The 25918-nt window shown below is 68.2% G+C and carries 14 protein-coding genes and 1 riboswitch; of the genes, 10 read left to right on the forward strand and 4 right to left on the reverse strand.

Annotated features, from left to right (window positions below):
- The first annotated feature begins 31 nt into the window (after nt 1–31).
- From TA3x_RS01365 to TA3x_RS01390, 6 genes are all read left to right on the forward strand, one after another.
- Nucleotides 32–2506 carry a glycoside hydrolase family 15 protein gene (locus tag TA3x_RS01365; RefSeq protein WP_435018309.1) on the forward strand — a complete coding sequence of 825 codons (2475 nt, stop codon included), beginning with the start codon at nt 32–34 and terminating at the stop codon, nt 2504–2506.
- A gap of 544 nt (nt 2507–3050) precedes the next feature.
- Nucleotides 3051–5018, forward strand: coding sequence for an efflux transporter outer membrane subunit (locus tag TA3x_RS01370; RefSeq protein ID WP_435018310.1), 1968 nt, complete (start codon nt 3051–3053; stop codon nt 5016–5018).
- A 406-nt stretch (nt 5019–5424) separates the two neighbouring features.
- Nucleotides 5425–5820, forward strand: a complete 396-nt coding sequence (locus TA3x_RS01375) for a hypothetical protein (protein ID WP_435018311.1) — start codon at nt 5425–5427, stop codon at nt 5818–5820.
- A gap of 374 nt (nt 5821–6194) precedes the next feature.
- Nucleotides 6195–7406 carry an efflux RND transporter periplasmic adaptor subunit gene (locus tag TA3x_RS01380; RefSeq protein WP_435018312.1) on the forward strand — a complete coding sequence of 404 codons (1212 nt, stop codon included), beginning with the start codon at nt 6195–6197 and terminating at the stop codon, nt 7404–7406.
- A gap of 90 nt (nt 7407–7496) precedes the next feature.
- Nucleotides 7497–10661 carry an efflux RND transporter permease subunit gene (locus tag TA3x_RS01385; RefSeq protein WP_435018313.1) on the forward strand — a complete coding sequence of 1055 codons (3165 nt, stop codon included), beginning with the start codon at nt 7497–7499 and terminating at the stop codon, nt 10659–10661.
- Nucleotides 10662–10863: 202 nt separating this feature from the next.
- Nucleotides 10864–12042, forward strand: coding sequence for a glycoside hydrolase family 88 protein (locus tag TA3x_RS01390; RefSeq protein ID WP_435018314.1), 1179 nt, complete (start codon nt 10864–10866; stop codon nt 12040–12042).
- A 136-nt stretch (nt 12043–12178) separates the two neighbouring features.
- Here the strand turns inward: TA3x_RS01390 and ahcY are convergent, their stop codons facing one another.
- The 3 genes from ahcY to cysD all read right to left on the reverse strand — a co-directional run bounded on the left by ahcY (nt 12179) and on the right by cysD (nt 16998).
- Complete coding sequence (gene ahcY / locus TA3x_RS01395) at nt 12179–13603, reverse strand: adenosylhomocysteinase (protein ID WP_435018315.1); 1425 nt, start codon at nt 13601–13603, stop codon at nt 12179–12181.
- Between the two features lie 19 nt (nt 13604–13622).
- A riboswitch (S-adenosyl-L-homocysteine riboswitch) is annotated at nt 13623–13710 on the reverse strand.
- Nucleotides 13711–14135: 425 nt separating this feature from the next.
- Nucleotides 14136–16076 (reverse strand): sulfate adenylyltransferase subunit CysN, encoded by a 1941-nt coding sequence (cysN, locus tag TA3x_RS01400; protein WP_435018316.1) that lies wholly within the window; start codon nt 16074–16076, stop codon nt 14136–14138.
- Nucleotide 16077: 1 nt separating this feature from the next.
- On the reverse strand, nt 16078–16998 hold the full coding sequence (cysD, locus tag TA3x_RS01405; protein WP_435018317.1) for a sulfate adenylyltransferase subunit CysD: 921 nt from the start codon (nt 16996–16998) through the stop codon (nt 16078–16080).
- 280 nt (nt 16999–17278) lie between these two features.
- On the opposite strand from cysD, the gene TA3x_RS01410 reads away from it, so the two are divergent.
- Nucleotides 17279–20650, forward strand: a complete 3372-nt coding sequence (locus TA3x_RS01410; protein ID WP_435018318.1) for a Calx-beta domain-containing protein — start codon at nt 17279–17281, stop codon at nt 20648–20650.
- A gap of 13 nt (nt 20651–20663) precedes the next feature.
- On the opposite strand, the gene TA3x_RS01415 is transcribed toward TA3x_RS01410, so the two are convergent.
- Entirely contained in the window at nt 20664–22229 is a 1566-nt protein-coding gene (locus TA3x_RS01415) for a hypothetical protein (RefSeq protein WP_435018319.1), read from the reverse strand.
- A gap of 340 nt (nt 22230–22569) precedes the next feature.
- Here TA3x_RS01415 and TA3x_RS01420 point away from each other — a divergent pair, with 340 nt between their 5' ends.
- The 3 genes from TA3x_RS01420 to TA3x_RS01430 all read left to right on the forward strand — a co-directional run bounded on the left by TA3x_RS01420 (nt 22570) and on the right by TA3x_RS01430 (nt 25899).
- Complete coding sequence (locus TA3x_RS01420; RefSeq protein WP_435018320.1) at nt 22570–24165, forward strand: alkaline phosphatase D family protein; 1596 nt, start codon at nt 22570–22572, stop codon at nt 24163–24165.
- Nucleotides 24166–24393: 228 nt separating this feature from the next.
- Nucleotides 24394–24576: a YezD family protein gene (locus tag TA3x_RS01425; RefSeq protein WP_435018321.1), complete on the forward strand. Its 183-nt coding sequence runs from the start codon at nt 24394–24396 to the stop codon at nt 24574–24576.
- Nucleotides 24577–24705: 129 nt separating this feature from the next.
- Entirely contained in the window at nt 24706–25899 is a 1194-nt protein-coding gene (locus TA3x_RS01430) for a DUF1559 domain-containing protein (protein WP_435018322.1), read from the forward strand.
- Nucleotides 25900–25918: the final 19 nt, after the last annotated feature.

Consider the following 25918-nt stretch of genomic DNA (forward strand, 5'->3'; position numbering starts at 1 on the left):
TTCCGGGATTCGAGCAACAAGGCAGGTTGGCATGACCGGCAAGCAGACCCAGACGAACGACGACCCCGCCGGGGACGCTCCCGAGGCCCGGAAGAAGGCGCCGGGCTGGCCCGGGTCGGAACCGCACTGGACGTCCGGGAGCAAGGCGGCCACCGGCACCGCGCGAGGCGCGGGGAGCCACGTCTGGTTCACGATCGGCCAGGGGGCCCTGACGGAGGTCTACTACCCCCGGATCGATTCGCCCTGCACCCGCAACCTGTACTTCATCATCACCGGCCCCGATGGCTTCCTCTCCGACGAGCGCAAGGACGCCGATTCCCGGGTGGAGTGGCTGGCGGATGGGGTGCCGGGCTTCACGATCACCAACACCTGCCGGGCCGGCCGCTACCGGATCGAAAAGACGGTCATCACCGACGACGGCCAGAACGTCCTGCTCCAGAAGGCCCGATTCGAGCCGCTCGAAGGGACGGCGGGCGATTATCGCCTCCACGTCTATCTGGCCCCCCACGTCGCCGGGATGGGGGCGGGAAACACCGCCTGGGTCGGCAGTTTCAAGGGGCGGCCGGTCCTGTGTGCCCAGCGTGGCGACCTGGCGCTGGCCCTGGCCTGTTCGCTCCCATTCCGGGAAGCCTCGGCGGGATTCGCGGGCGTCTCGGACGGGCGCGATCAGTTGGAGCGGCACGGGCGACTCGCCCGGACCTACGGCCGGGCCGAGGACGGGAACGTCGCCCTCATCGCCGAGATCGACCTGACCGGCGGGGATGAGTTCGTGCTGGCCCTGGGCTTCGGCCTGGGCCACGCCGAGGCGGCCCACCACGCCCTGTCCGGGCTCCAGGCCGAATTCGCCGACGTGGCGGACCGCTACATCGGCGGGTGGCGGGCCTGGCAGGATACCCTGCTCCCTCTGGACCGCGAGGGGACCGCCCCCGGACGGGACCTCTATCGGAGCAGCGCGGCGATCCTCATGGCCCACACCAACAAGGTCATCAAGGGGGCGGTCGCCAGCCTCGCGATCCCCTGGGGCGACCACCGCAACGACGAGGAGATCGCCCGGGGCGCCTACCACCTGGTCTGGCCCAGGGACCTCGTCCAGCACGGCGGGGCCCTGCTGGCGATCGGGGCCCACCAGGAGGCCCGCGACCTGCTTTTCTACCTCCAGGTGACCCAGGAGGCCCAGGGGCACTGGCCTCAGAACATGTGGGTGAGCGGCGAGCCGTTCTGGGACGCGATCCAGCTCGACCAGGCCGCCCAGCCGATCCTGCTGGCCGACCTCGCGCGACGGCAGGGCGCGCTCGGCCCGGGCGAACTCGATCGCCTGCGGCCGATGGTCCGCCGGGCGGCGGGCTTCATCGTGCGCAACGGGCCCGCGACCGAGCAGGACCGCTGGGAAGAGGAGGAGGGCTACACGACCTATACCCTCGCCACCGCGATCTCCGCCCTGCGCATCGCCGCCGGCTGGGCCGACGAGGAAGGTGCGGGCGCGGTCGCCGCCTACCTGCGCGAGACGGCCGACTCCTGGGATGCCCTGATCGAGGGCTGGCTCTACGTGCGGGGCACCGGCCTGGCGAAACGCCTGGGCATCGATGGCTATTATGCCCGGGTCCTCCCATCGAAGTCCGTCGACCCGCCCTCCCCCGGGCAGGGTTGCGTCCGCCTCATCGGCGACCCGCCCGAGGTCAACGGGATCCCGGCGACGGAGGTCGTCGGCGTCGACGCCCTGGCGTTGGTCCGGTTCGGCCTGAGGTCCCCGGACGACCCCCGGATCGTCGCCACCGCGAAGGCCATCGATGCCCTGCTCCGGCTCGAGACCGATCGCGGGCCGATCTGGCACCGCTATAACGGCGACGTGTTCGGCGAGCGGGACGACGGCTCCCCCTACGATTCCCAAGGCGGGGTGGGCCGCGCCTGGCCGCTGCTGATCGGCGAGCGGGCCCATTATGAGCTGGCCGCCGGCCGCCGGGCCGAGGCCGAACGGCTCGCGGGCGTGATGTCCGCTTACGCGAGCGAGGCGGGCATGATCTCCGAGCAGGTCTGGGACGCCCCGGACATCCCCGAGCGCGGCCTGTTCCTCGGCAGGCCGACCGGGTCCGTCATGCCGCTCCTCTGGGCCCACTCCGAATACCTGAAGCTGCGCCGATCCCTCCAGGCAGGGGCCATTTTCGACCGCCCGGACCCGGTCGGCCGGAACGCCGGGGGCGGGGCAGGAGGCCGACCGTTCGCCATCTGGCGGGTCGAGCATCCCTGCCACGCCATCCCGCCCGGCACGACCTTGCGGATCGAGGCGATCGGTGGCGTCGCGATCCGATGGCGGGTGGGGGACGGCGAGGCCCGCGACCTGCCCGGCGAAGAGAATGGGCTGGGCGTCCGCGTCCAGGATCTCCCGACGGGCGACCTCCCCCGAGGCGCCGAGATTCGCCTCCTCGTGGGCCGGATCGGCGACCAGGGTCGTGCGATCCATGAGGAACATCGCATCGTCATCCGTGGCGAGCCCGGATCGAATTCCTGAGCGGATCGGGGAGCGCCCTCCCCACGGCGCATCAAACTCCTCCACGGTCGGCTTCGGTCGAGTTGGGGCGAATGGGTGATGGTGTGAGGGTTTTCTTACGCCGCGGAAGTTCCGGTATCCATCATCCCTGCTTCCGAAAGCTTCCGCTTGCCATTTCCGCTTTGTGCTTCCTCGATTGGCCCAGTCCGGCCCGACGCCCGCCGGCCGGGGCCTGGCCGCGGCAACCACGGCGAGGATTGACCTGGCCTTCGACGCCGGCCGTGATAGGGACGATCGCCCCTGCGCTCGTCCCTCAAAACCCTTGGGGCGAGAAAAACGAACTCTTTCGTCGCTAGGCAGTCGCCCCATCTCCTCCAATCGCGCCATTTCCTACTCAAGTTGCGATCGATACAGGACGATCAATGGACAGTTCCGCACCGGCGTGGCCGTTCCGACCATGGGGTGAGGATGTTCATGGGTGAACCTGGCATGAGTCCCGAGCTGCTCGCTCATGGCTCGCCCGGCGAGGATGCCGATCGGCGCACACTACTCAAGGACGGGGCGGATGAACCTTTCACCGAGATCGTCGATCGCCGGGCGGGTGAAATATGCGGGCGCCAGGGTGATCGCTTGCAGCCTCTTGCTGCTGGTCCTGCCGGCCTGCGGGATCCCTCCCCTTCGTCATCCGACGCCCGCGCCGGACATGCCGGGGGATTTCTACGGGGCGGCCACCCCGGATAACTCATCCCAGGTCGGGATCGAGGAATTCTACAACGACCGCATGCTGACCTGCCTGATCGAGAAGGCGCTGGTCGACAACCGGGAGCTGAGGGTCCTGAACGAGGACGTCCAGATCGCCGGCAACGAGGTCCTGGAGCGGTCGGGGGCGTATCTCCCCTTCATCAGCGTGACGGCCGGCGCGGGGCTGGAGCGGGCCAGCCGCTTCACGCTCGACGGGGCCGCCCTGCTCGCCGACGAATACCTCCCCGGGAAGTTCTTCAACAATCCCCATGCGAACTACCTGGGGGGCCTCAACTTCACCTGGCAACTGGACATCTACCGCCAGTTGCGCAACGCCCGGGACGCGGCGGGCCAGCGCTACGTCGCGGCCGCCGAGCGGCGGAACTACTTCGCGACCCGCCTGATCGCGGACATCGCCGAGAATTTCTACCGTCTCATGGCGCTCGACAAGCGACTCGAGAACCTGAACCAGATCATCGATCTCCAGCAGCGGAGCTTGGAGATCGCCCAGGCCCGGAAGGAGGCGGCCCGCAGCACCGAGCTGGGCGTCCTGCGATTCCAGGCCGAGGTCCAGAAGAATCAGAGTGATAAGTTGATCGTCACCCAGTCGATCATCGAGGGGGAGAACCGGATCAACTACCTGGTCAACCGCTTCCCCCAGCGGGTCGAGCGCAATTCGACGAACTTCTACGACCTGGAGATCCACCCGATCAGCGTGGGCGTCCCCTCGGAACTGCTCCAGAACCGGCCCGACATCCGCCAGGCCGAACGCGAACTGGTGGCCTCCGGGCTCGACGTGAAGGTCGCCCGTGTCAACTTCTACCCGCAGCTGGTGATCACCGGCGGCGTCGCCCTCCAGTCGTTCAACATCGCCCACCTGTTCGAGCCGCAGGCCGTGATCGGCGACATCGCCGGCGGGCTGGTCGGGCCCCTGGTGAACCGGCGGGGGATCCGCGCCCAGTACATGTCCGCGAACGCCAGGCAGCTCCAGGCCGTCTACAACTACCAGCGGGTCATCCTGGAGGCCTTCACCCAGGTGACCAACCGCCTGACCATGGTGGAGAACTACAGCCGGAGCATCGAGATCAAGAAGCAGCAACTGGAGTCGCTCGAATCCGCCGTCAGCTTCGCGGACGATCTCTTCCAGAACGCCCGCATCGAATACCTCGACGTGCTGGTCGCCCAGCGCGACCTGCGGGACGGCCGGATGGTCCTGATCGACACCAAGGCGGAGCAGCTGTCCGCCGTCGTGAACGCCTACCAGGCCCTCGGCGGCGGCGTGGTGACGTACTCGGCCCCGGACGACTTCAACGGCCGGTTCCCGTACAGCCACACAGTCCGCGCCGGCGAGAACTTCTGGACGATCTCGCTGCTCTACTACCGGTCGGGCCGGTACAGCAAGGCCCTCTGGGCGGCCAACAAGAACGCCGTTCCCGACATCAATCAGCTGCCGGTCGGCTCTCAGGTCCTCATCCCCCGGCCCGACCAGCTCGACTCGACCCTGTTCGAGGAGGACCCCGCGCCGGCCCCGGGCCTCACCGACGGGGCACCCGCCCCGGCCCCGCCCACCCCGTCGGTGGCACCCCCCGCCGATCCGGCGACCCTCCCCCCGCCCTCGGGCCTGCCCGGCCCGTTCGGGCAGGCGGGGGCCAAGGATCCCGCCGTCAAGGCCGCCGGGGACACCGGCCCCGCCGCCCCGACGAGGCCCGGGGCCCCGGGGAATCCGCCGGCCGCCAACGCCGCCCTCCCGCCGGGGACGCGGGGCAACCCGCCTCCTCGCCCCCTGCCCTGACCCGCCGCCGGCCCGGACCGATCCCCCCACGCCCGGGGTGCCCCCCGCCGCGGGGCACCCCGGGCCCGTCCGCGTCGCCGGGGCCCGGACCATCGGCCCGGAGGAGGCACCTCCGAGGCGTGCTGATGAGTCCCAAAGAATCAGGCGCCGACCCTTGACTTCCGTCGATGGCGGATCCAATAATCCATCATCCTACCCGCCTTGCCGGCCCGGAATCGTGGGTTCCATCGCACTCCGATAACGTTTAGAGTGCGGGGGCAACGAGCTTCGCCCGGCCAACAGCCGGAAGGACCACGCAGCGTTCGCCAGGGCAGCCGGCCCGCCGGAGGCCCGCAAGCTCGTCTCGAATCACGACGTTCGAGCGGCAGAATACTCTCGGAAGACGGCCGGCTCGTTGGATGCCGGCGTGCAGACTCGAATCACGACGTTCGAGAAGCGATGGGCCATGCCCGACCGTCAATGCCTTGCCGCCACGTTCCGGCTCCCCTTTTTGCTGGCCTTGCTGGCGTCGCTGCTGATCGCGCCGATCTGGGCGTCGGGGTTCGCCCCCGGCCCCGCCGGGCCGAATCCCGCACGGCGACGCAACCTCGCCCCGCCCACGACCCGCATCCAGGCGGCGGCGGAGAGCTACGCCATGGCGAGGATGAAGGCACTGCCTTGCGAGGAGGAGGAGCGGGATCAGGCGGACGCCCCGGGCGAGGCCCGGGCCCCGTTCCAGGCGTCCCGTTCCTTCGGCATACTTCCCGATCGCCGGTCGTTCGCCCCCGGCTCGATCCCTTCCCCCTACCCCCTGCGCTGTTGATCCACGGCCGATGCGCGGCGGATCTCCCCCGCCTCGGCCCTCCCGGGGCCGGGGATGGACACCGATCGATGTCGCCGACTCGGCCCCTCCCCACCTCGCCAATGCCCCGCGACCCGGGCCCGACGTCCCCCGGCGGTCGTCGATCCGGAGCCGCCCGGACGCCGACGTCCGCGATCGAACGACGATGACCCGGCCGGGAATCGACCCGCACGCCTCCCGGCCCCGCCACGCCCCCGCCCGGCATCGAGCGAATCGGTTCGCCGTCTGTCATCTATGATTCTTTATCCAAGCCGCCTCACCCCGCCCAACGAATCGGCACGGAGTCGAGCAGGAGCCCTTCAATGCCCCGAATCAGGTCCGCCATGCGACGGACGGTGAGAATCCTGATGATCGCCGCCGCCCTGATCGGCGGAGTGGCCTTCGGCCTGTACAAGTTTCGCGTGGACATCCCGTCGCTGCAGACTTCCAGGCTCTATGCGCAAATCGACGTCCTCGCCGCCCGGGGCAACCATGCGAAGGAACGGCTCGTCGCGATGTACGAGTCGTATTTCCACAAGCATGAGCCTGAGGAGGCCCACCACGAGGCCCACAAGATCCTGGCCACCAGCCCGATGGCCAAGGATGTCGTCATCACCCAGGAATATGTCTGCCAGATCCACTCGCAGCGGCATATCGAAGTCCGGGCGCTGGACGACGGATACCTGGAGGCCATCCCCATCAAGGAAGGCCAGTCGGTGAAGGCGGGGGAACTGCTGTTCCAGATCGTGCCGGTCCTCTACAAGGCCGAGCTGGCCGCCGAGGTCGCCGAGCGGGACCTGGCTCAGCTGGAGCTGAACTACACCAAGACGCTGGCCGACAAGCAGGGCGTCTCCCAGAAGGAAGTCCAGCTCTACAAGGCCAAGCTGGCGAGGTCCCAGGCCAAGGTGGACCTGGCCCAGGCCAAATTGAACTTCGCCGCGGTGAAGGCCCCCTTCGACGGCATCGTCGACCGCCTCAAGGAGCAGCAGGGGAGCCTGGTCAAGGAGGGGGACGTCCTCACGACCCTGTCCGACAACACCGTGATGTGGGTCTACTTCAACGTGCCCGAGCGGCGCTACCTCGAATACATGGCCGAGACGGGGCAGAACAAGCACAGCCCCGACATCGAACTGGTGCTGGCCGACCAGAGCCGGTTCCCGCACGTCGGCAAGATCGGCGCGATCGAGGCCAACTTCAACAACGAGAACGGCAACATCCCCTTCCGCGCGGACTTCCCCAACCCGGAGGGCCTGCTGCGGCACGGCCAGACCGGCAAGGTCCTGATCAACAAGGTGCTGAACAAGGCCATCGTCATCCCCCAGCGGGCCACCTTCGAGAACCTCGCCAAGCGGTACGTCTACGTCATCGACAAGGACGACAAGGTGCACCAGCGCGAGATCGAGGTCGGCCACGAGAAGGACGACATCTACGTCGTCACCAAGGGAGTCCAGGTGGGCGAGAAGATCGTCCTGGAGGGGATCCGCCAGGTCCACGAGGGGGAGAAGGTCGAGTTCGAGTTCCTCTCCCCCGAGAAGGCGATGGCCAACCAGAAGCACCACGCGGAATAAGCCGCCCGGCCCAGGGCCGAGCCCCGATCCCGAGCCGCAAACCCAGGCCACCCTACCCGGCACGGAAACCCCGCAGGACATCCCAGAGCCATGTTCGCGAAGATCCTCCATCGACCGGCGTTGGCGATCGTCATCTCCGTGCTCATCCTGTTCCTGGGTGTGCTGGCGATCAACACGCTGCCGATCTCCCAGTTCCCCTCCGTCGCGCCGCCCAGCGTGGTGGTCTCGGTCTCCTACCCCGGCGCCAGCGCCGAGGTGCTGGTGGACTCGGTGCTCATCATCCTGGAGCAGGCCATCAACGGCGTGCAGGACATGCGCTACATGGCCTCCGCCGCCACCAGCGCCGGCGAGGCGACGATCCAGATCATCTTCGAGCCGGGCACGGACCCCAACGTGGCGGTCGTCAACGTGAACAACCGGATCGCCATCGTGAAGAACCGGCTCCCGCCGATCGTGGAGCGTGAAGGCATCATCGTCATGCAGGCCATGACGAGCATGCTGATGTACGTCAACATCTATAGCACCGACAAGGGCGTCGACCAGAACTTCCTCTACAACTACGTCACCGTCAACGTCCTGCCCGAGATCAAGCGGACCCGGGGCATCGGCAGCGCCAACATCCTGGGCAATCGCGCCTATGCGATGCGGATCTTCCTGAACCTCGACCGGATGCGGGCCTACAACGTGTCCGCCGCCGACGTCATGGAGCAGATCAAGGACCAGAGCATGATCGGCTCGCCCGGCCGGCTCGGCCAGGCGACCGGGCAGACCTCGCAGACGATCGAATATGTGTTGACCTGGGTGGGCCGGTACAACAAGCCGGAGCAGTACGAGAACATCATCCTCAAGGCCAACCCCGACGGCGAGATCCTCCGGATCAAGGACATCGCCAAGGTCGAGCTGGGCTCCTCGTTCTACGACCTCTACTCGGACATCGACGGCAACCCCTCGGCGGCCATCGTGCTCAAGCAGAGCCCCGGCTCCAACGCCGCGGTGGTCATCGAGGAGGTCAAGGAGAAGCTCAAGGAGATCAAGGCGGACGCATTCCCCCCCGGCATGGACTATGAGGTCAGCTACGACGTCTCCGCCTTCCTGGAGGCCTCCATCGAGAAGGTCGTCCACACCCTGTTCGAGGCCTTCGTGCTGGTGGCCTTGGTGGTCTTCCTGTTCCTGGGGGACTGGCGATCCACCCTGATCCCGACCCTGGCCGTCCCGGTGTCGCTGATCGGCACCTTCTTCTTCATGCTGATGTTCGGCCTGTCGATCAACCTGATCACCCTGTTCGCGCTGGTGCTGGCCATCGGCGTCGTGGTCGACGACGCCATCGTGGTGGTGGAGGCGGTCCACGCCAAGATGGCCGAGAAGCACCTCTCCCCCTACCGGGCGACCCAGGAGGTCATGAACGAGATCAGCGGGGCGATCATCGCCATCACCATGGTGATGACCGCCGTGTTCATCCCGGTCACGTTCATGACCGGGCCGGTGGGCGTGTTCTACCGCCAGTTCGGCCTGACCATGGCCATGTCGATCGTCCTGTCCGGGGTGGTGGCCCTGACGCTCACGCCGGTGCTGTGCGCCATGCTGCTGAAGCCCCACGCCCACCATACCGGGTTCCGCGGGCCGCTGGCGCTGCTGCTCCACGTCTTCGACCGGGGCGTGGAGAAGGTCACCGGCGGATACGCGGGCGTCCTGCGGCGGATCGTCACCCGCCGGGGGTTGACCATGTTCACCATCATGGGATTCGGCTACGGCATCTTCCTGGTCAACACCCAGCTTTCGTCCGGCTTCATCCCGCTGGAGGACCAGGGGATGATCTACGGGATCATCCAGACCCGCCCGGGCTCGACGCTGGAGTACACCAACGCCAAGTCGCACGAGCTGCAGGAGATCGCCCTGAAGACCGAGGGCGTCACCTCGGTGTCGTCGCTGGCCGGCTACGAGGTGCTGACCGAAGGCCGAGGCTCCAACGCCGGGACCTGCCTCATCAACCTCAAGCCCTGGGCCGACCGCAAGCTGACCTCGCGGCAGATCATCGAGGAGCTGGAGCGCAAGGGGTCGAAGATCTCGGACGTCAAGCTGGAGTTCTTCGAGCCCCCCGCCGTCCCCGGCTTCGGGGCCGCCGGCGGGTTCTCGGTCCGCGTGCTGGACAAGACCAACACCAACGACTACCAGCGGCTCGGCGAGGTGACCGACAAGTTCATGGCCGCGCTGGGCAAACGCCCGGAGGTGAAGGGCCTGTTCACCTTCTTCGCCAGCGACTATCCCCAGTATGAGCTGGTGATCGACAACGACGTGGCGATGCAGAAGGGGGTGTCGATCGCCAACGCGATGGACAACCTGTCGATCGTCGTGGGCAGCACCTGGGAGCAGGGCTTCGTCCGGTTCGGCCAGTTCTTCAAGGTCTACGTCCAGGCCGCGCCGGAGTTCCGGCGGTTCCCCGACGACTTCGACAACATGTTCGTCAAGAACGAGAAGGGGGACATGGTCCCGTACTCCTCGTTCATGAAGATCAAGAAGAAGCAGGGCCTCAACGAGATCAACCGCTACAACCTCTACCCGTCCGCCGGCATCCAGGGGGCCCCGGCCAAGGGGTTCAGCAGCGGGCAGGCCATCCAGGCGATCCAGGAGGTCGCCGACCAGACGCTCCCCAAGGGCTACGGCATCGGCTGGGAGGGCCTCTCCTACGACGAGTCCAACAAGGGGAACACGGCGGTCTACATCCTCGGGGTGGTCGTCGTCTTCGTGTACCTGGTGCTGGTCGGGCAGTACGAAAGCTTCATGCTGCCGCTGGCGGTGATCCTGTCGCTGCCGATCGGGCTGTTCGGCACCTTCCTGCTGCTCCAGCTCACGGGTTTGTCCAACGACGTCTACGCCCAGATCGGCCTGGTCATGCTGGTCGGCCTGCTCGGCAAGAATGCCATCTTGATCGTCGAATTCGCGGTGCAGAGGCGCCACGAGGGCCTGAGCCTCAAGGAGGCGGCCATCGAGGGCGGGAAGCTCCGCTTCCGGCCGATCCTGATGACCTCGTTCGCCTTCATCGCCGGCCTCCTCCCGCTGGTCGTCGCCACGGGCCCCGGGGCCATCGGCAATCGCACCATCGGCACCGCCGCCGTGGGCGGGATGCTCGTCGGCACCCTGGTCGGCGTCTTCTTCATCCCCGGCCTCTACTTCATCTTCGGCCTGATCGCCGAGAAGCGCAAGCTCCTCCAGGATGTGGTGGACCAGCCCCTCACGGAGATCGTCTCGCCCCATTAAATCGATCGGCGGGGCGGGTCTCCCGATCCCGCCCCGCCGATCGCGTCGACCTCGGATCGCCCCCACGCCCTTGAAGGCGGGCCATCCTGCGGTTAGGCTCCGGCCGGGCCCTCGCGGACCGGCCGTTTCGTTGCGCCCGGCCGTCCGAGCCCGCCGAGGTCGGTCGGCCACCGGCCCGCATCCTCCCCGGGGCGATCCGATCATGACGACTCCTCCGGCCGACGTGCCCGGCGGCCCGGGCCGCCGCAACCATCGCGTCCTCCTCACGCGCCGCGAGGCCCTGCGGGCCGGGGGTTCCGGCCTCCTGGTCGCCGGTCTGGCCTCCCGGTCGCCGGCCCAGGCCCCACCCGCGTCGGACCAGCTCGCGCGAACGCCCCGCCGGGTCGCCGAGCAACTCGCCTCGGCCTACGGGAACCGGTTCGACGAGGTCGCCTACATCCCCGCCTTGCCGCTCGTGGCGAAGTTGCGGATGGCCGAGCAGCCCGGAGCCGCGCGCCATGCGGAGCGGGTGAATGCCCTCGTCGCCCCATTCCTCAAAGGCGAGAAATCCCCGGTCCCCTCGTCCGGCCCCCAGCAGGCGGGCCACCTGATCTTCGCGGCGTTGGCGGAGCGCTCCCGGGGCGCGGATCGGGAACGCTGGATCCGCCTCTGCCGATCGGCCGCGGATCAGATCTTCGGTCCCGATGGCCGCCCGTTGCCGGCCATGCCGTTCCACAACGAGATGAGCGACGCGGTCTTCATGGGGGTCCCGATCCTCGCCGCGACCGGCCGGCTGACGGGCGAGCGGAGGTACTTCGACGCCGCCGCCGCCCATTTCGCCACGATGCGCTCCCTGTGCCTGCGGCCGGACGGCCTCTACCGGCATTCACCGCTCTGCGAGGCCGCCTGGGGACGGGGCAACGGCTTCCCGGCCCTCGGCCTTGCGTTCGCCCTGAGCGATTGGCCCGAGGACCACCCGGAGCGGGAAGTCCTCCTCGCCGAGTTCAGGCGGCACATGGCCGCGCTCAAACCCCACCAGGATGCCGACGACGGCCGCTGGCATCAGGTGATCGACCATCCCGAGAGCTACCCCGAATACACCTGCACCTGCATGATCGCCTGTGCCATGCTGCGCGGGGTCCGTCGCGGGTGGCTGGCGAAGGACGAGTACCGACCGAGCATCGCCCGCGCCTGGCGGGCCGTGCTGGAGTGGACGGGGCCGGAAGGGAGCCTGGTCAACGTCTGCTCCGGGACCGGCAAGCAGATGACGCTCCGTGACTACTTCGACCGCCCGGCCATCAATGGCCGCGACGATCGGGGCGGCGCGATGGGGCTGATCTTCGCGGTCGAACTCCTGGAGGCCGGGTCGTCCGGCCTGATCGAAGCGACCATCGGCCCTTGAGGCCGGGGCCGGGCCCGACGAACGACGCCCCGTCCGCCCATTCCGTTGCGGAAGGGACGGCCGGGGCGTTCATGCAGATCGGATCAAAAACGTCCGGCGGCCGGGGATGCGATCCCCGGGCCGCCGGCGTGGCCGATCAATACCGGTAGTGGTCGGTCTTGTAGGGGCCTTCCTTGGGGACGTGGATGTAGGCGGCCTGCTCCGGGGTCAGCTCGGTGAGCATGACGTTGAGCGTCTTGAGCTGGAGCCGGGCGACGTGCTCGTCCAACTTCTTGGGCAGGACGTAGACGCCGACGGGGTACTTCTCGTTGTGCTGCCAGAGCTCGATCTGGGCGAGCGTCTGGTTGGCGAACGAGGAGCTCATCACGTACGAGGGGTGGCCGGTGCCGCAGCCGAGATTCACCAGGCGGCCCTTGGCCAGCAGGATGATCCGCTTGCCGTCGGGGAAGATGACGTGGTCGACCTGGGGCTTGATCTCTTCCCAGGTGTACTTTTCGAGCGACTCGACGTCGATCTCGTTGTCGAAGTGGCCGATGTTGCAGACGATGGCCTGATTCTTCATCTTGACCATGTGGTCATGGGTGATGACCCGGTAGTTGCCGGTGGTCGTCACGAAGATGTCGGCCTTGTCGCAGGCGTAGTCCAGGGTGACGACGCGATAGCCTTCCATCGCGGCCTGCAGGGCGCAGATCGGGTCGATCTCGGTAACCCACACCTGGGCGGAGAGGGCACGCAGGGCCTGGGCCGAGCCCTTGCCCACGTCGCCGTAGCCGCAGACCACGGCGATCTTGCCGGCGACCATCACGTCGGTGGCACGCTTGATGCCGTCCACCAGCGACTCGCGGCAGCCGTACAGGTTGTCGAACTTCGACTTGGTGACCGAGTCGTTGACGTTGATGGCGGGGAACTTCAGCTCGCCGCGCTTGTGCATCTGGTAGAGGCGATGCACGCCGGTGGTCGTCTCCTCGGTCACGCCCTTCACGGCCTCCAGCCGCTCGGAGTACCAGCCCGGCTTCGAGGCGAGGCGCTCCTTGATGGCGGCGAAGAGGATCCGCTCTTCCTCGCTGCCCGGCTTGTCGAGCACCGAGATGTCGGCCTCGGCGCGGGCGCCGAGGTGGAGCAGCAGGGTGGCGTCGCCGCCGTCATCCAGGATCATGTTCGAGAAGCCGCCGTCGGTCCACTCGAAGATCCGGTGGGTGAAGTCCCAGTATTCCTTGAGGGATTCGCCCTTGAAGGCGAAGACCGGGATGCCGGCGTCGGCGATGGCGGCGGCGGCGTGATCCTGGGTCGAGAAGATGTTGCACGACGCCCACCGGACCTCGGCGCCCAGCGCCACGAGCGTCTCGATCAGGACGGCCGTCTGGATCGTCATGTGCAGCGAACCGGTGATGCGGGCGCCGGCGAGCGGCTGGCGCGAGGCGTATTCCTCGCGGATGGCCATCAGGCCCGGCATCTCGGTCTCGGCGATGGCGATCTCGCGGCGGCCCCAGGGGGCGAGCTTGATGTCGGCGACGTGGTAATCGGTGAAGGTCGAGGTGGTCTTGGTGGCAACGGCGGTCACGTTCATGGTTTCCTGTAACGATGAACGGGCGCCGTTGTACGTCGAGAAGTCATCCCATCGAGCCTGGCAGGAACGCCGATGCGTCCGTTGCAGCGCCCCTCGGTGGGATGATGGTGGCTGGCAGGCGTCGGTCGAGGCCCCGGATGCGGGGCCGTCGGAACGACCCGTTTATTCATAGCAAAACGAGCCGACACGAGGCAAGGCGAAGCAAGGGGCAGTCCGAGGACTTGTCCGGTGCGGCGTTCCCATCGTCGTCCGAAAACGGGTCACCGATGAACCACCGCGAATGGACGGATCCCGCTCCCCCGGTTGGCCTTGTGCGTCGGTACGATCCCCCGTGGTTGTCGGGATCGGGCGGGCCGGCCGCTCGGGCCGGCCTCCTCGAATCCGGGCCGGGAGATCGGGCGGCCCGCATCGAGCCGCCCGAGTCATCATAGGTTGCTTCGCCGGAAAAGGCGAATTTCCCCCGCCACCGCGTTGCCTGGGGGCATCGGCGCGGGCGCGGCCCGGGGCGGGGGATGTCCCGAAGGGTCTACGATTCGTCGCTCATGAAGCCTTTCGACTTCATCAGGGCGATGATGCGATCGACGCTCTCCTCGACGCTGATCTGGTCGGTCTGGAGCACGAGGTCGGGGTCCTTCGGCTCTTCGAACGCCGCGGTGACCCCCGGCATCTGGGCGATCCGGCCCGCATCGGCCATCTCGTAGGCGCCGCTCTGGTCGCGGGCCCGCAGCACGTCCATCGGCGCCGTGCAGTAGACCTCCAGGACGCGGTCCCGGCCGATCAACTGCTTCGCCCGCTCGCGCACCGATTCGTGGGGGGCGACGAACGCGGCGATGGTGATCAGCCCGGCGTCGTTCATCAACTTCGCCACCTCGGCCGACCGCCGCAGGTTCTCCGAGCGGTCGTCGGCGGTGAAGCCCAGGTCGCGGTTCAGGCCCTGCCGCATGCTCTGGCCGTACAGGACCGTCGCGGCCCGGCCCTCATCCCACAGGCGGCGCTCCAGGGCGTAGGCGATCCGGCTCTTGCCGCTGCCGGTCAATCCCACCAGGAGCACCGTGCCCGGGATGTGGCCGAACCGTTCCTCCCGCTCGGCCGGGGAGATCAGGCTGTCGCGCGGCTTGAGGCGGGCCGAGGACTCCGCGGCCCAGGCGTCGCCCGGGGCCCGGACGCCGCCCTCCAGGATCATCCCCGCCCCGACCGTGTTGTTGGTCAGCCGGTCGATCAGGATGAACGCCCCGGTCGCTGGGTTGGTGCGGTACGGGTCGCACGCCAGGGGCTTCGTCAGGCTGAGCCGGACGTGCCCGACCTCGTTCAGGGCGAGGCGGGCGATCTCCCGGTGCTCCAGGGTGTTGACGTCGACGCCGTGGCGGAACGAGGCGACCTCCGCCGTCACCTGCTGGGTGGTCTGCTTGAGCAGGTAGGGCCGGCCGGGCACGAACGGCTGCTCGGCCATCCAGACCACCATGGCCTCGATCTCGCTGGTGACGTGGGGCGGGTTGTCCGGCGCCACCAGCATGTCGCCGCGGCTGACGTCCACCTCGTCGGCCAGGGTCACCGTCACCGCCTGGGGGGCGAAGGCTTCTTCCAGCTCGCCGTCGTAGGTGACGATCGACTTGATCTTGCTCCGCTTGCCCGAGGGCAGCACCATCACCTCGTCGCCCCGGCGCATCACGCCGGAGGCGATCGTCCCGGCGAAGCCGCGGAAGTCGAGGTTGGGGCGGATCACGTACTGCACCGGGAACCGCAGGTCGGTGAGGTTGCGGTCGCTGGCGATGTGCACCGTTTCGAGGTGATCCAGCAGGGGCGGGCCGGAGTACCAGGGGATCGCGTCGCTCTTGCTGGCGACGTTGTCCCCCTTCAGCGCCGACATCGGGATGAAGGTGATGTCGGGGAGTCCGAGCTTGGCGACGAAGCCGGTGTACTCGTCCTTGATCCGCTCGAAGACCTCGCGGGAGTAGCCGACCAGGTCCATCTTGTTGACGGCCACGACGACGTGGCGGATGCCCAGCAGCGACACGATGAACGAGTGCCGGCGGGTCTGGGTCATCACGCCGTGGCGGGCGTCGATCAGGATGATGGCCAGCTGGCACGTCGAGGCGCCGGTGGCCATGTTCCGGGTGTACTGCTCGTGGCCCGGCGTGTCGGCGATGATGAATTTGCGGCGGTCGGTGGAGAAGTACCGATACGCGACGTCGATGGTGATCCCCTGCTCGCGCTCGGCCTTCAGGCCGTCGGTCAGCAGGGCCAGGTCGATCTCCCCGGCGCCGGTGGTGCCGACCTTCTCGCTGTCGCGCTTGACGGCGGCGAGCTGGTCCTCATAAATCATCTTGGTGTCGTGCAGCAGCCGGCCGATCAGCGTGCTCTTGCCGTCGTCCACGCTGCCGCAGGTGAGGAAGCGCAGGAGCTCCTTCTTCTGGTGGCGGGCGAGGTAGGCGTGGATGTCTTCCTGACTGAGGTCAACGGCTTGCATCTCAGAAATACCCCTCGCGCTTCTTCTGCTCCATCGACCCCGTCTCGTCGTGGTCGATCACCCGGCCCTGCCGCTCGGAGTTCTTGGCCAGCAGCATCTCCTCGATGATCTCCGGCAGGGTCGTCGCGTCGCTCTCGACCGCCCCGGTCAGCGGGTAGCAGCCCAGCGTGCGGAATCGGACCCGCTTCATCATCGGCACCTCGCCGGGCCGCAGCCGCTGCCGCATCCGCTCGTCGTCCACCATGATCAGCGTGCCGTCTCGCTCCACCACCGGGCGCTCGGCGGCGAAGTAGAGCGGCACGATCGGGATATCTTCCAGGTGGATGTACTGCCAGACGTCCAGCTCGGTCCAGTTGCTCAGCGGGAAGGCGCGGATGCTCTCCCCCTTGCTCACCTTGCTGTTGTAGAGGTTCCACAACTCCGGCCGCTGGTTCTTCGGGTCCCACTGGTGGAGGCGGTCGCGGAAGCTGTAGACCCGCTCCTTGGCCCGGCTCTTCTCCTCGTCGCGTCGGGCCCCGCCGAACGCCGCGTCGAACTGGTATTCGTTCAGCGCCTGCTTCAGCGCCGCCGTCTTCATGATGTCGGTGTGCTTCTTCGACCCATGATCGAACGGGTTGATGTTCTGGGCCTTCCCTTCCGGGTTGATCCAGATCTTGAGGTCGAGCCCCTGCTCGCGGCAGAACCGGTCGCGGAACTCGATCATCTCCCGGAACTTCCAGGTCGTGTCGACGTGCAGGAGCGGGAAGGGCAGTCGTCCGGGGTGGAACGCCTTCTGCGCCAGCCGCAGCATGACGGCGGAGTCCTTGCCGATCGAGTAGAGCATCACCGGACGCTCGAACTCGGCGGCGACCTCGCGGATGATGTGGATGCTCTCGGCCTCGAGCACCTTCAGATGGGTCAAGTTATAACTGCTGCTGGTCATCCGCCCTCCCCCTTGGTCTCTGTCCGCCCGATTATATGGAAATCGCTTCTCCGGGGGGTAGGGGGCAACGGACCCGCCCCCGGGATGCACCTGCTCGCCCGCGGCATCCCGGCTTAAATCCTCACAACTGATGCGATCGCCTGACGCTCGGCGCCCCGACCCCGGCCCGGCGATGCCCCGTGGTGTATCTTCCCCGAAGAGGGGTGGTGCCCGATTTGGTGTGGCTCGGACGGGCATGGCAGGCCCGATCTCTCCATCGGCGCCCACGGAGGACCGGACGATGCGGAGCCCAGGCCGAAATCGCAGGCACCAGCCCTTCCGTGCGTCCCTGGAGCGGCTGGAATCGCGGCAGCTACTGGCGACCTTCACGGTGAGGAGGACCGCCGATCCTTTATTACTGCCGCCCGACCCCGAGTTATTTGACCGCCAGAATCTATCGCTCCGCGAGGCAATCCTATTAGCCAATGCCCGGCCCGGCGCCGACAACATCGTCTTCGCGATCCCCGCGTCCACGGCAGCCAACCTGGACGTCCCCGTCCCTGGCTTCGAGCCGACCACGCAGACGTGGCGGATCAGTCTCGCCTCCCCCCTGCCCTCGCTCTCCGATCAGGTGACCATCGACGGGCTGACCCAGGCCAATTACCCCGTCCCCTACCGATATCCGGACCAGTCGTCGCCCGACCCGATCCAGATCTCCTCGTCCGCCAGCACGATCGCCGCGAAGTCGGGCAATAATGCCATCCTCCGGGTCATCGTGGATGGGAGCCAGGCCGGCGCCATGGTGGGGTTCGATATCCGCGCCTCGCACAGCATCCTCCGTGGCCTGATCATCGACGGATTCGGCCGCGACCTGCCCATCGATGAGATTGGCGTAGGGGTCTCGGTCTCGGATCCGGACGCCGTGGGCGTGCTGATCCAGGGGAATTCGATCGGTCAGCATTATCTCTACCCGGTCGATCCAGGCACGGGCGAGCCGCTCGAAGGCGCCGCGGCGGCGTACCTGGATGGCCTGGGCAACGGGGCCCAGGGGGTTCTGCTGACCGCTTCGAATGCGACGGTCGGTGGGCTGGCACCGCAGGAGGCCAACATCATCGGCGGCAACGGCCTCCAGGGCGTCTCGGTGCTCGTCGGCGCCGTGGGCAACCTGATCGCCGGGAACCAGATCGGCGTGGCCGGCCCGACGACCAACGGCCTGTTCTCGATCGCGCGCAATGGTGCGGAGGGCATCCTGATCAAGTCTTCGGGATCCGACACCTCGTCGAGCACCACGGTGGACAGCAACCTGATCTCGGCGAATGTCGGCGACGGGGTCCACGTCGTCGGGCCGCCAACTGGCCCGGCGTCCACCCGGGTCAATATCATCGGGAACTTCGTCGGCGCCCCGCCGGGGGGCGGGTCCCGCTTCGGGTCGCCCGACACCGGGAACCTGGGCGACGGGGTCCGGATCGAGAACGCGGGCGACAACCGGATCGGCGGATCCTCGGACCGCGATCGGAACGTGATCACGGCCAACGAAGGGGCCGGCATCCGGGTCTCCGGCGCGAATGCGGTCGGGAACCTCGTGACCGGGAACAATATCGGGGTCACGGTGGCGGGCAATGCGGCGCTGGGCAACAGCCTGGAAGGGGTGGTCCTCGCCGCGCCCGACAACACCGTCGGCCCCAACAATGTGATCTCCGCCAACCTGCGAGGCGTGCTGCTGTCCGGCCCGGGTGCGACGGGCAACCTCGTCCTGGGCAACAAGATCGGGACCGAAGCGGCCGGCTCCTTCGATCTCGGCAACGCTCAGGAAGGCATCCGGATCGATGGGGCGTCGGGCAACCTGGTCCTGGGCGATGCCGCGGGATCGCAGGTCATCTCCGGCAACAATGTCGGCATCCTCATCATCGGGGCGATGGCGTCGGGCAATCTGGTCCAGGGCAACCGCATCGGCACCGACTTCTCGGGGACGCTACCGGTCGGCAACTCGCTGGAAGGGGTCCGGATCGAAAATGCTCCGGGGAATACGATCGGCGGGACGGCGGAATCCGCTCGCAACCTGATCTCCGGCAATCATTGGGGGATGACGCTCACCGGCGGGCTCACGACGGGCAATCTGGTCCAGGGCAACTTCATCGGCACCGACGCCTCGGGCACCCTGCCGCTGGGCAATGAACTGGATGGCGTGCTCGTCACCAACGCCGCGTCGGCGAACACCATCGGCGGGGTTTCAACTGCCGGCCGAAACGTCATCTCGGCCAACATCGCGGGGGTGACGCTTGAAGGCCTGTTTACGTTCAACAACCTGATCCAGGGCAACTTCATCGGCACCGATGCCTCGGGCAGCCTGGCGCTGGGCAATGTGCTGGATGGCGTGCGGGCCATCGATGGGGCTTCCGAGAACACCATCGGCGGCCCTTCGGTCGCGGAAGGCAACGCGATCGCCTTCAACCGCCGGGACGGCGTCCGGGTCGTCGCACCTTCCTCCCGCAACTCGATCCTCACCAATCGGATCTTCCTGAACGGAGGACTCGGGATCCGCCTGCTCGGCGGCAACCTCTCCCAGCCGGCCCCCTCGCTGGACTCCGTGGACGTCCGCACCAATGTCACGACCGTATCGGGGACGGTGGGTCGTGACGCGAACACGACCTATCGGATCCAGTTCTTCGCCGTGATGCCGCCCGACCCGAGCGGGTCGGGCGAGGGGGACATCTACCTGGGCGAGGCCTTCGTCTCGACCGACGCCTCCGGCTTAGCCAACTTCTCGGCCCAGATCCCGGTGGCGCTCGCACCCGGCCAGCAGGTCACGGCGACGGCGACCGACCGGTTCGGCAATACTTCGGAGTTCTCGGGCGCCCGGGTCGAACGGCCGACCACCATCAGCTTCAGTGCGGCCAACTACACGGTCTCCGAAGATGGGATGTTCGCGACGATCAAGTTGAAGCGATCCGGGGCCATCGGCTCGTCGGCGACCGTCTACTTCTCCACGTCCGATGGCACGGCGCGGGCGGGGGTCGATTACCTGCCCGTCTCGACAACGGTGACCTTCGACCCCGACAAGGATGAAGCCTCGGTCAGGATCCAGATCCTGCTCAACCCGGAGGTCGAAGGGGTCGAGACGGTGATCCTGAACCTGGCCAACCCGACCGGAGGTGCGACCCTGGTGCCGCCGAGTTCGGCCATCCTCTCGATCATCGACGACACCACCGACCGGACCGCGCCGAAGGTCGTGTCGGCCCGGGCGGTCGCCGGCAAGCTCGGGGTCGCGGCGGTCATCATCGCGTTCGACGAGCCGCTCGACCCAGCTCGCGCGATCGACCTGTTGAATTACGGGTACAGCGTGCGGTACGCCGGGCGGGACGGTCGCCTGGGGACCCGCGATGACCTCCTGCTCGGCATCGCATCGGCCTCGCTCGACTCGAGCGGGCGGGTCGTGACCCTGCTGCTGGCCCGCCCGATCCACAAGAAGGCGGCCTTGCGGCTGATGATCAACCAGGCCACCGATGTCGAGGGCGCCGGCGTCGGCGTCTCGGACCTTGCCGGGAACCTGCTCGACGGCGATGCGAACGGCCGCCCCGGCGGCCCCTACGTGACCCGGGTCGTGACCCGGCAGGTCCCCCAACCTCGCCGGGCGGCGGGGCGGGGCGGCAAGGCGCCTCGCCAGGCCCGCTGATCGTCGCCGACGGTCAGCGGAGCGGGGCCGACGGGATCAGCGAGTAGACGTTGCCCAGCGGGATCACGGTGCTGTAGCCGACCCCGGTGCCGTACTCGACGCCGAAGCCGTTGCCCGCCGACGCCGAGAACGTGACGATGCCGGACTCGGTCCGCGACGATTCGAGGTCGGTCGAGACGAAGGCCCCGTTCTGGACCCCCTCGATCAGCCGACGGCCGCCCAGCGCCTCGATGTTCGTCGCGTTCGACACCTCGACCCGGACGTCGCCCCCGGCGATGTTGCCGGGCCTCAGGCCGGGGTTGGCGTTCTTCAGGGCGCCCCGGATCGTCAGGAGGATCCCGTAATTCCCGGCGCGGTCGACGACGTAGCCGACATCGAGCCGGCCGGGGAAATTCCCCAGGCCGGCCAACGGCAGGCCCGCGACGCCGGGGTCCACCCGGACCAGTTGGCGGACCACCCCGGCCGACACGGACAGCGTGCCCGCCAGCGCCTTCGTCGGCAAGGGCGGGGGCGCGAGCGGGATGGCCGGCGCGAACTCACCGCCCGCGACCATCCCCTGCACCCGCTGCGTAAACTGGTCCAGCCCGTCGCTGACCCGCGTCTGCTGGGCGTCGTTCAGGGTGAAGACGTTCCGCTGGACGGCCAGTCGGAAGCCCTGGAACAGGTCCTTCCTCGCGGCCGCGTTCGGGAAGACCTTGTTGCGCTTCAGGAACGGCGCGAGCCGCAGGCCGGGGACCGACTTGGGGGCATTGGGCGCGACCCCGGCCGCGCCGGAGTCGAGGATCTCCTCCAGCAACGGCCCCGTCGCCGCATAGGTCGCCGAGAACGTCCCGTTGGACAGGAACGTGGTGTCGGGCGTGGGGAAACCCGCCGGGATCGAAGTGGTCGGGATCAGGACCGAGCCCCGGATCGTCGGGCCGCTCTCCAGCACGCGGATGCTCGCGGTCGGGACCTCCGCGTAGAAGCCGGGCACCCCCCCCGAGGCGGCCACCAGGACGATGCTCGTCGGCCCGTTCATCGACTGGATCGTCGCCTGATCCGGGATGCTGAACGCGACCGATTGCGCCGTGGCCGACGTGGTGGCGTTCGGCGTCGCGGCCGGGGTGGTCGTGCCCGGGGTCGTGGGCGTGGGCGAGGCCGTGCCGGCCTGATCCGTCGCGGTGGGCGAGGTGGCGGTCATGCCCGAGATCTGCTGCGAGCCGATCAGGCCGTTGAACGCCGGGGTCCGGAACAGGAGGTAGGTATCCCCGTTGGCGAGGACCGAATGCACGAACGGCTGGCCGAGCACCTGCTTCCTGAGCACGGCGGCCGGAGATTGCCCCGCCGCCTCGCCGCGGGCCTGGACCCGGTCGAGCCCGGGGCCGAGGATCGAGGCGAGCAGCTGCTGCACCGAGTCGTGCGCGTTCACGACCACGGCCGGCCGGATGACCCGGGGGCCGGATTTCGCCGGGCCGACGTAGGGGCCGAGGGACTGGGCGATCCCGCCGACCGCCATCAACTCGCGCCGGTCCAACCCCTCGACCTGGGGGACCTGTCGCCGCGATCTTCGCAATGCCCTGCCCGGGTCTCGACCGACCATCGCCATCCCCTCCGGGGATTCGAATCCTTCGCCGCGAGACCGATGGCTCGCCCGTCCTCCCCTGCTCTATCGGCCCGGGCCGAGGGGCGACTCTAATCCAACCGTCCCGGCGCGGCGGTTCCTCGGGGGCCTCCGCCCCATCCATGAGCATGAGACCCGGAAGGTGGGCGGGCCCCCCGTCCGGGCCCCGGCGTCTTCGCAAGGTCGGGTGAAAGGTCGGCGAATCCCCGGTGAATTCCTGGCCTTCGCCGCCTCGATCCGACACAATGACCCGGTGCGATCCGCCCGGCGAGGGGTGTGCGGATCGCGATCCGATGGTCGATCTCGGGGAGTGGTTTCGATGCTGGATTTGACGGCGATCCATGAGTCCGTGAGGAAGGAAGGGCGGATCGGGCGGCGGGCGTTCCTGGCCCAGGCCTCGGCGCTGGCGGCCCTGCCCTGGCTGGCGGGGCGGGTGCAGGGCTCGGTGCTGCGGGCCCCGTCGTTCGCGTCCGACCCCTTCACCCTGGGCGTGGCGTCGGGCGACCCGGACAACACCGGCTTCGTCCTGTGGACCCGCCTGGCCCCTTCGCCCCTGGAGCCCGGCGGCGGGATGCCGGCCGCGCCCGTCGCGGTGAGCTGGGAGATCGCCGAGGACGAGGCGATGAAGGGCGTGGTCCGCTCGGGCACGGCCCTCGCCACGCCCCAGCTCGGCCACTCGGTCCACGTCGAGGTCGAAGGGCTGAAGCCCGACCGCTGGTACTGGTATCGCTTCCGGTCCGGCGATGCCGAGACCCCGATCGCGCGGACCCGCACCCTGCCGGAGCCCTCGGCCCTGCCCGACAAGCTCCGGTTCGCGTTCGCCTCGTGCCAGCACTACGAGTCGGGCCTGTTCACCGCCTATCAACACATGGCCAAGGACGAACTCGACCTGGTGGTCCACCTGGGCGACTACATCTACGAGGGCGGGCCGGGCAAGAACAGCAAGCTCCGCACCCACTCCGGCACCAAGGAGATCGAGAGCCTGGAGGAGTATCGGGCCCGCCACGCCCAGTACAAGACCGACCCCCTGCTCCGCGCCGTCCATGCCCAGTGCCCGTGGCTGGTGACGTGGGACGACCACGAGGTCGAGAACAACTACGCCGGCACGATCCCCCAGGATCTCAAGGAAGACCCGGTCGCCTGGCTGGCCCGGCGGGCGAACGCCTACCAGGCCTATTACGAGGCGATGCCGCTCCGCCGCCGCTCCCTGCCCCGCGGCCCGGAGATGCAGCTCTATCGCAAGGCGACGTACGGCCGCCTCGCCGAGTTCCTCGTGCTGGACACCCGCCAGTACCGCACCGACCAGCCCAACAACGACACCAAGGTCGACCTGAATGCGGCCGCGCTCGACCCCAGGAACACCCTCCTGGGCGCGAAGCAGAACGGCTGGCTCAAGGCGTCGCTCCTCCAATCCCAGTCCAACTGGAACGTCCTGGCCCAGCAGGTCATGATGGGCCTGGTCGACCGCACCCCCGGCGACGAGCGCCACTTCTCGATGGACCAGTGGCCCAGCGCCTATCACGAGCGGATGGAGCTGATGCGCTGGATCGCCGAGCGCAAGGTCCCCAACCCGGTCGTCCTGACCGGGGACATCCACAGCAACTGGGTCAACGACCTCCGCGTCGACGACCGTCGGGCCGAAGACCCGGTCGTGGCCACCGAGTTCGTCGGCACCTCGATCAGCAGCGGCGGCAACGGCTCGCAGAACCTCAAGGCCGCCGAGACGCTCCGGGCCGAGAACCCCTGCGTCAAGTTCTTCAACGCCCAGCGCGGCTACGTCCGCTGCACCGTCACGCCCGCGTCGTGGCAGAGCGACTACGTCGTGGTCGAGGACGTGACCAAGCCGGACCAGCCCGCCGTCCTCCGCGCCTCGTTCGCCGTCGAATCCGGCAAGCCGGGGGCCCAGACGGCCTGAGCCCGGCCCGCCCCCAGCCCGAGATCGGAGATCCCGCCGAGGCCCGGCCCCGATGCGAACCGTCGCATCGGGGCCGGGCCTTTTCGACGGATCCACCCGCCAGCGGGAAGAATACCTGATCAGTCCGATCGAGAATGTCGATTATTGGCTTGACCGGCGGCGGAAGGGCCGCTTTAATGTTCGCAGAAGCCAGGGGCCAGCCCCTCCGGACCCGCGAGGAGTTTCGCCATGACCAGCCGAGCGGACGACGCCGAGGACGACCGGGCCGCCCGGACGCCGAGCCCGGGCGACCAGGAACTGGAGCAGATCCGCCGCGCGGTCAAGGGCCTGCGGTTCGGCGAGGTCCGGGTGGTCGTCCAGGACGGGGTCATCGTCCAGATCGACCGGGTGGAGAAGCTCCGGCTCCGCTGATCGCGGCCGGATGCCCCCGCATCAGACTCACTGCCGACCCGTCATCCGGGAGGCGCACCGATTCTTCGAAACCAGCGACCCGCCGACCGGTCCCACCGGAGGCCATCGCCGATTCGTCGGAGCGCTTGCATGCCCGCCTCGAAACAGGATGTTCGGCCGATCCAGGCCCCCGCCTTCTTCCCCGCCGCCCTCTCCTCCTCGAATCCCACCCCTTGCGCATCGACGTGCCGGCGAGGCTTCACCCTCATCGAACTGCTGGTGGTGATCGCGATCATCGCGGTGCTGATCGCCCTGCTCCTGCCCGCCGTGCAGGCGGCCCGAGAGGCGGCCCGGCGGATCCAGTGCACCAGCAATCTCAAGCAGATCGGCCTGGCGCTTCACAATTATGAAAGCGCCAACAACTGCTTCCCGCCCGGGGCGCTCGGCCTGTACCCCGGCGGCAACCTGACCTCGACCATCATCAACAACCAGGGGCCGAGCGCCGTCAGCCGGATGCTCAACCACCTGGAGCAGGCGGCGTTGTTCAACGCCCTGAACTTCTCGGTGGCCGTGTTCAACGAGTCCAACGGCATCGCGATGAACACGACGGTGACCACGGCCCAGTTGAGCGTCTTCCTGTGCCCGTCGAGCCCCGGGGCCAACTGGAACTTTCAGGGGGCGACGGCCCCGCTGGGCCAGTACAAGGCGCCGGGCAACAGCTACTTCGCGTCGGTCGGTTCGACGCTGGAATTCGCCATGCAGCAGGACAAGGGGCCGCCCAACGGGCCGTTCCCCTACCTCGGCTCGAAGGGGTCGGCCACCGGGCTCCGCGACGTCGCCGACGGCACCAGCAACACCATCGGCTTCGGCGAATGGAAGATCGGCTCCGGCGTCCAGGGGACCCGATCAATCCAGGACGTGATCTTCGTCGGCAGCTTCCCCGCCGGCACGGCGCGGAACAACGGCACGCTGAACATGCCGCACCCGACCCTGGTCTCGAGCTTCAAGCCGTGGCTGGAACAGTGCGGCGAGCTGTATCGGTCGGGCGGCGGCCGGATGGGCAAGACGCCCACCCTGGGGGAGGCCTGGTCGTTCGGCCTGATGGGCTACTCGCAGGGCAATGTCCTGCTCCCGCCCAATGCCCCGTACCCGAACTGCAACGCGGCGGCCAGCGGCATCCAGAACCCCGGCGTCTTCGGCCTGAGCAGCTTCCACCCCGGCGGTGCCAACGCCCTCTTGCTCGACGGCTCGGTCCGGTTCCTCAAGGATTCGACCAACCAGCAGACGATCTGGGCCCTCGGGTCGACCCGCCAGGGCGAGATCATCTCGGCGGACGCATTCTGAACCGTCGATGCGACGCGGG

Origin of the sequence: Tundrisphaera macrotermitis (assembly GCF_051175315.1) — a bacterium.
Lineage (GTDB): Bacteria > Planctomycetota > Planctomycetia > Isosphaerales > Isosphaeraceae > Tundrisphaera.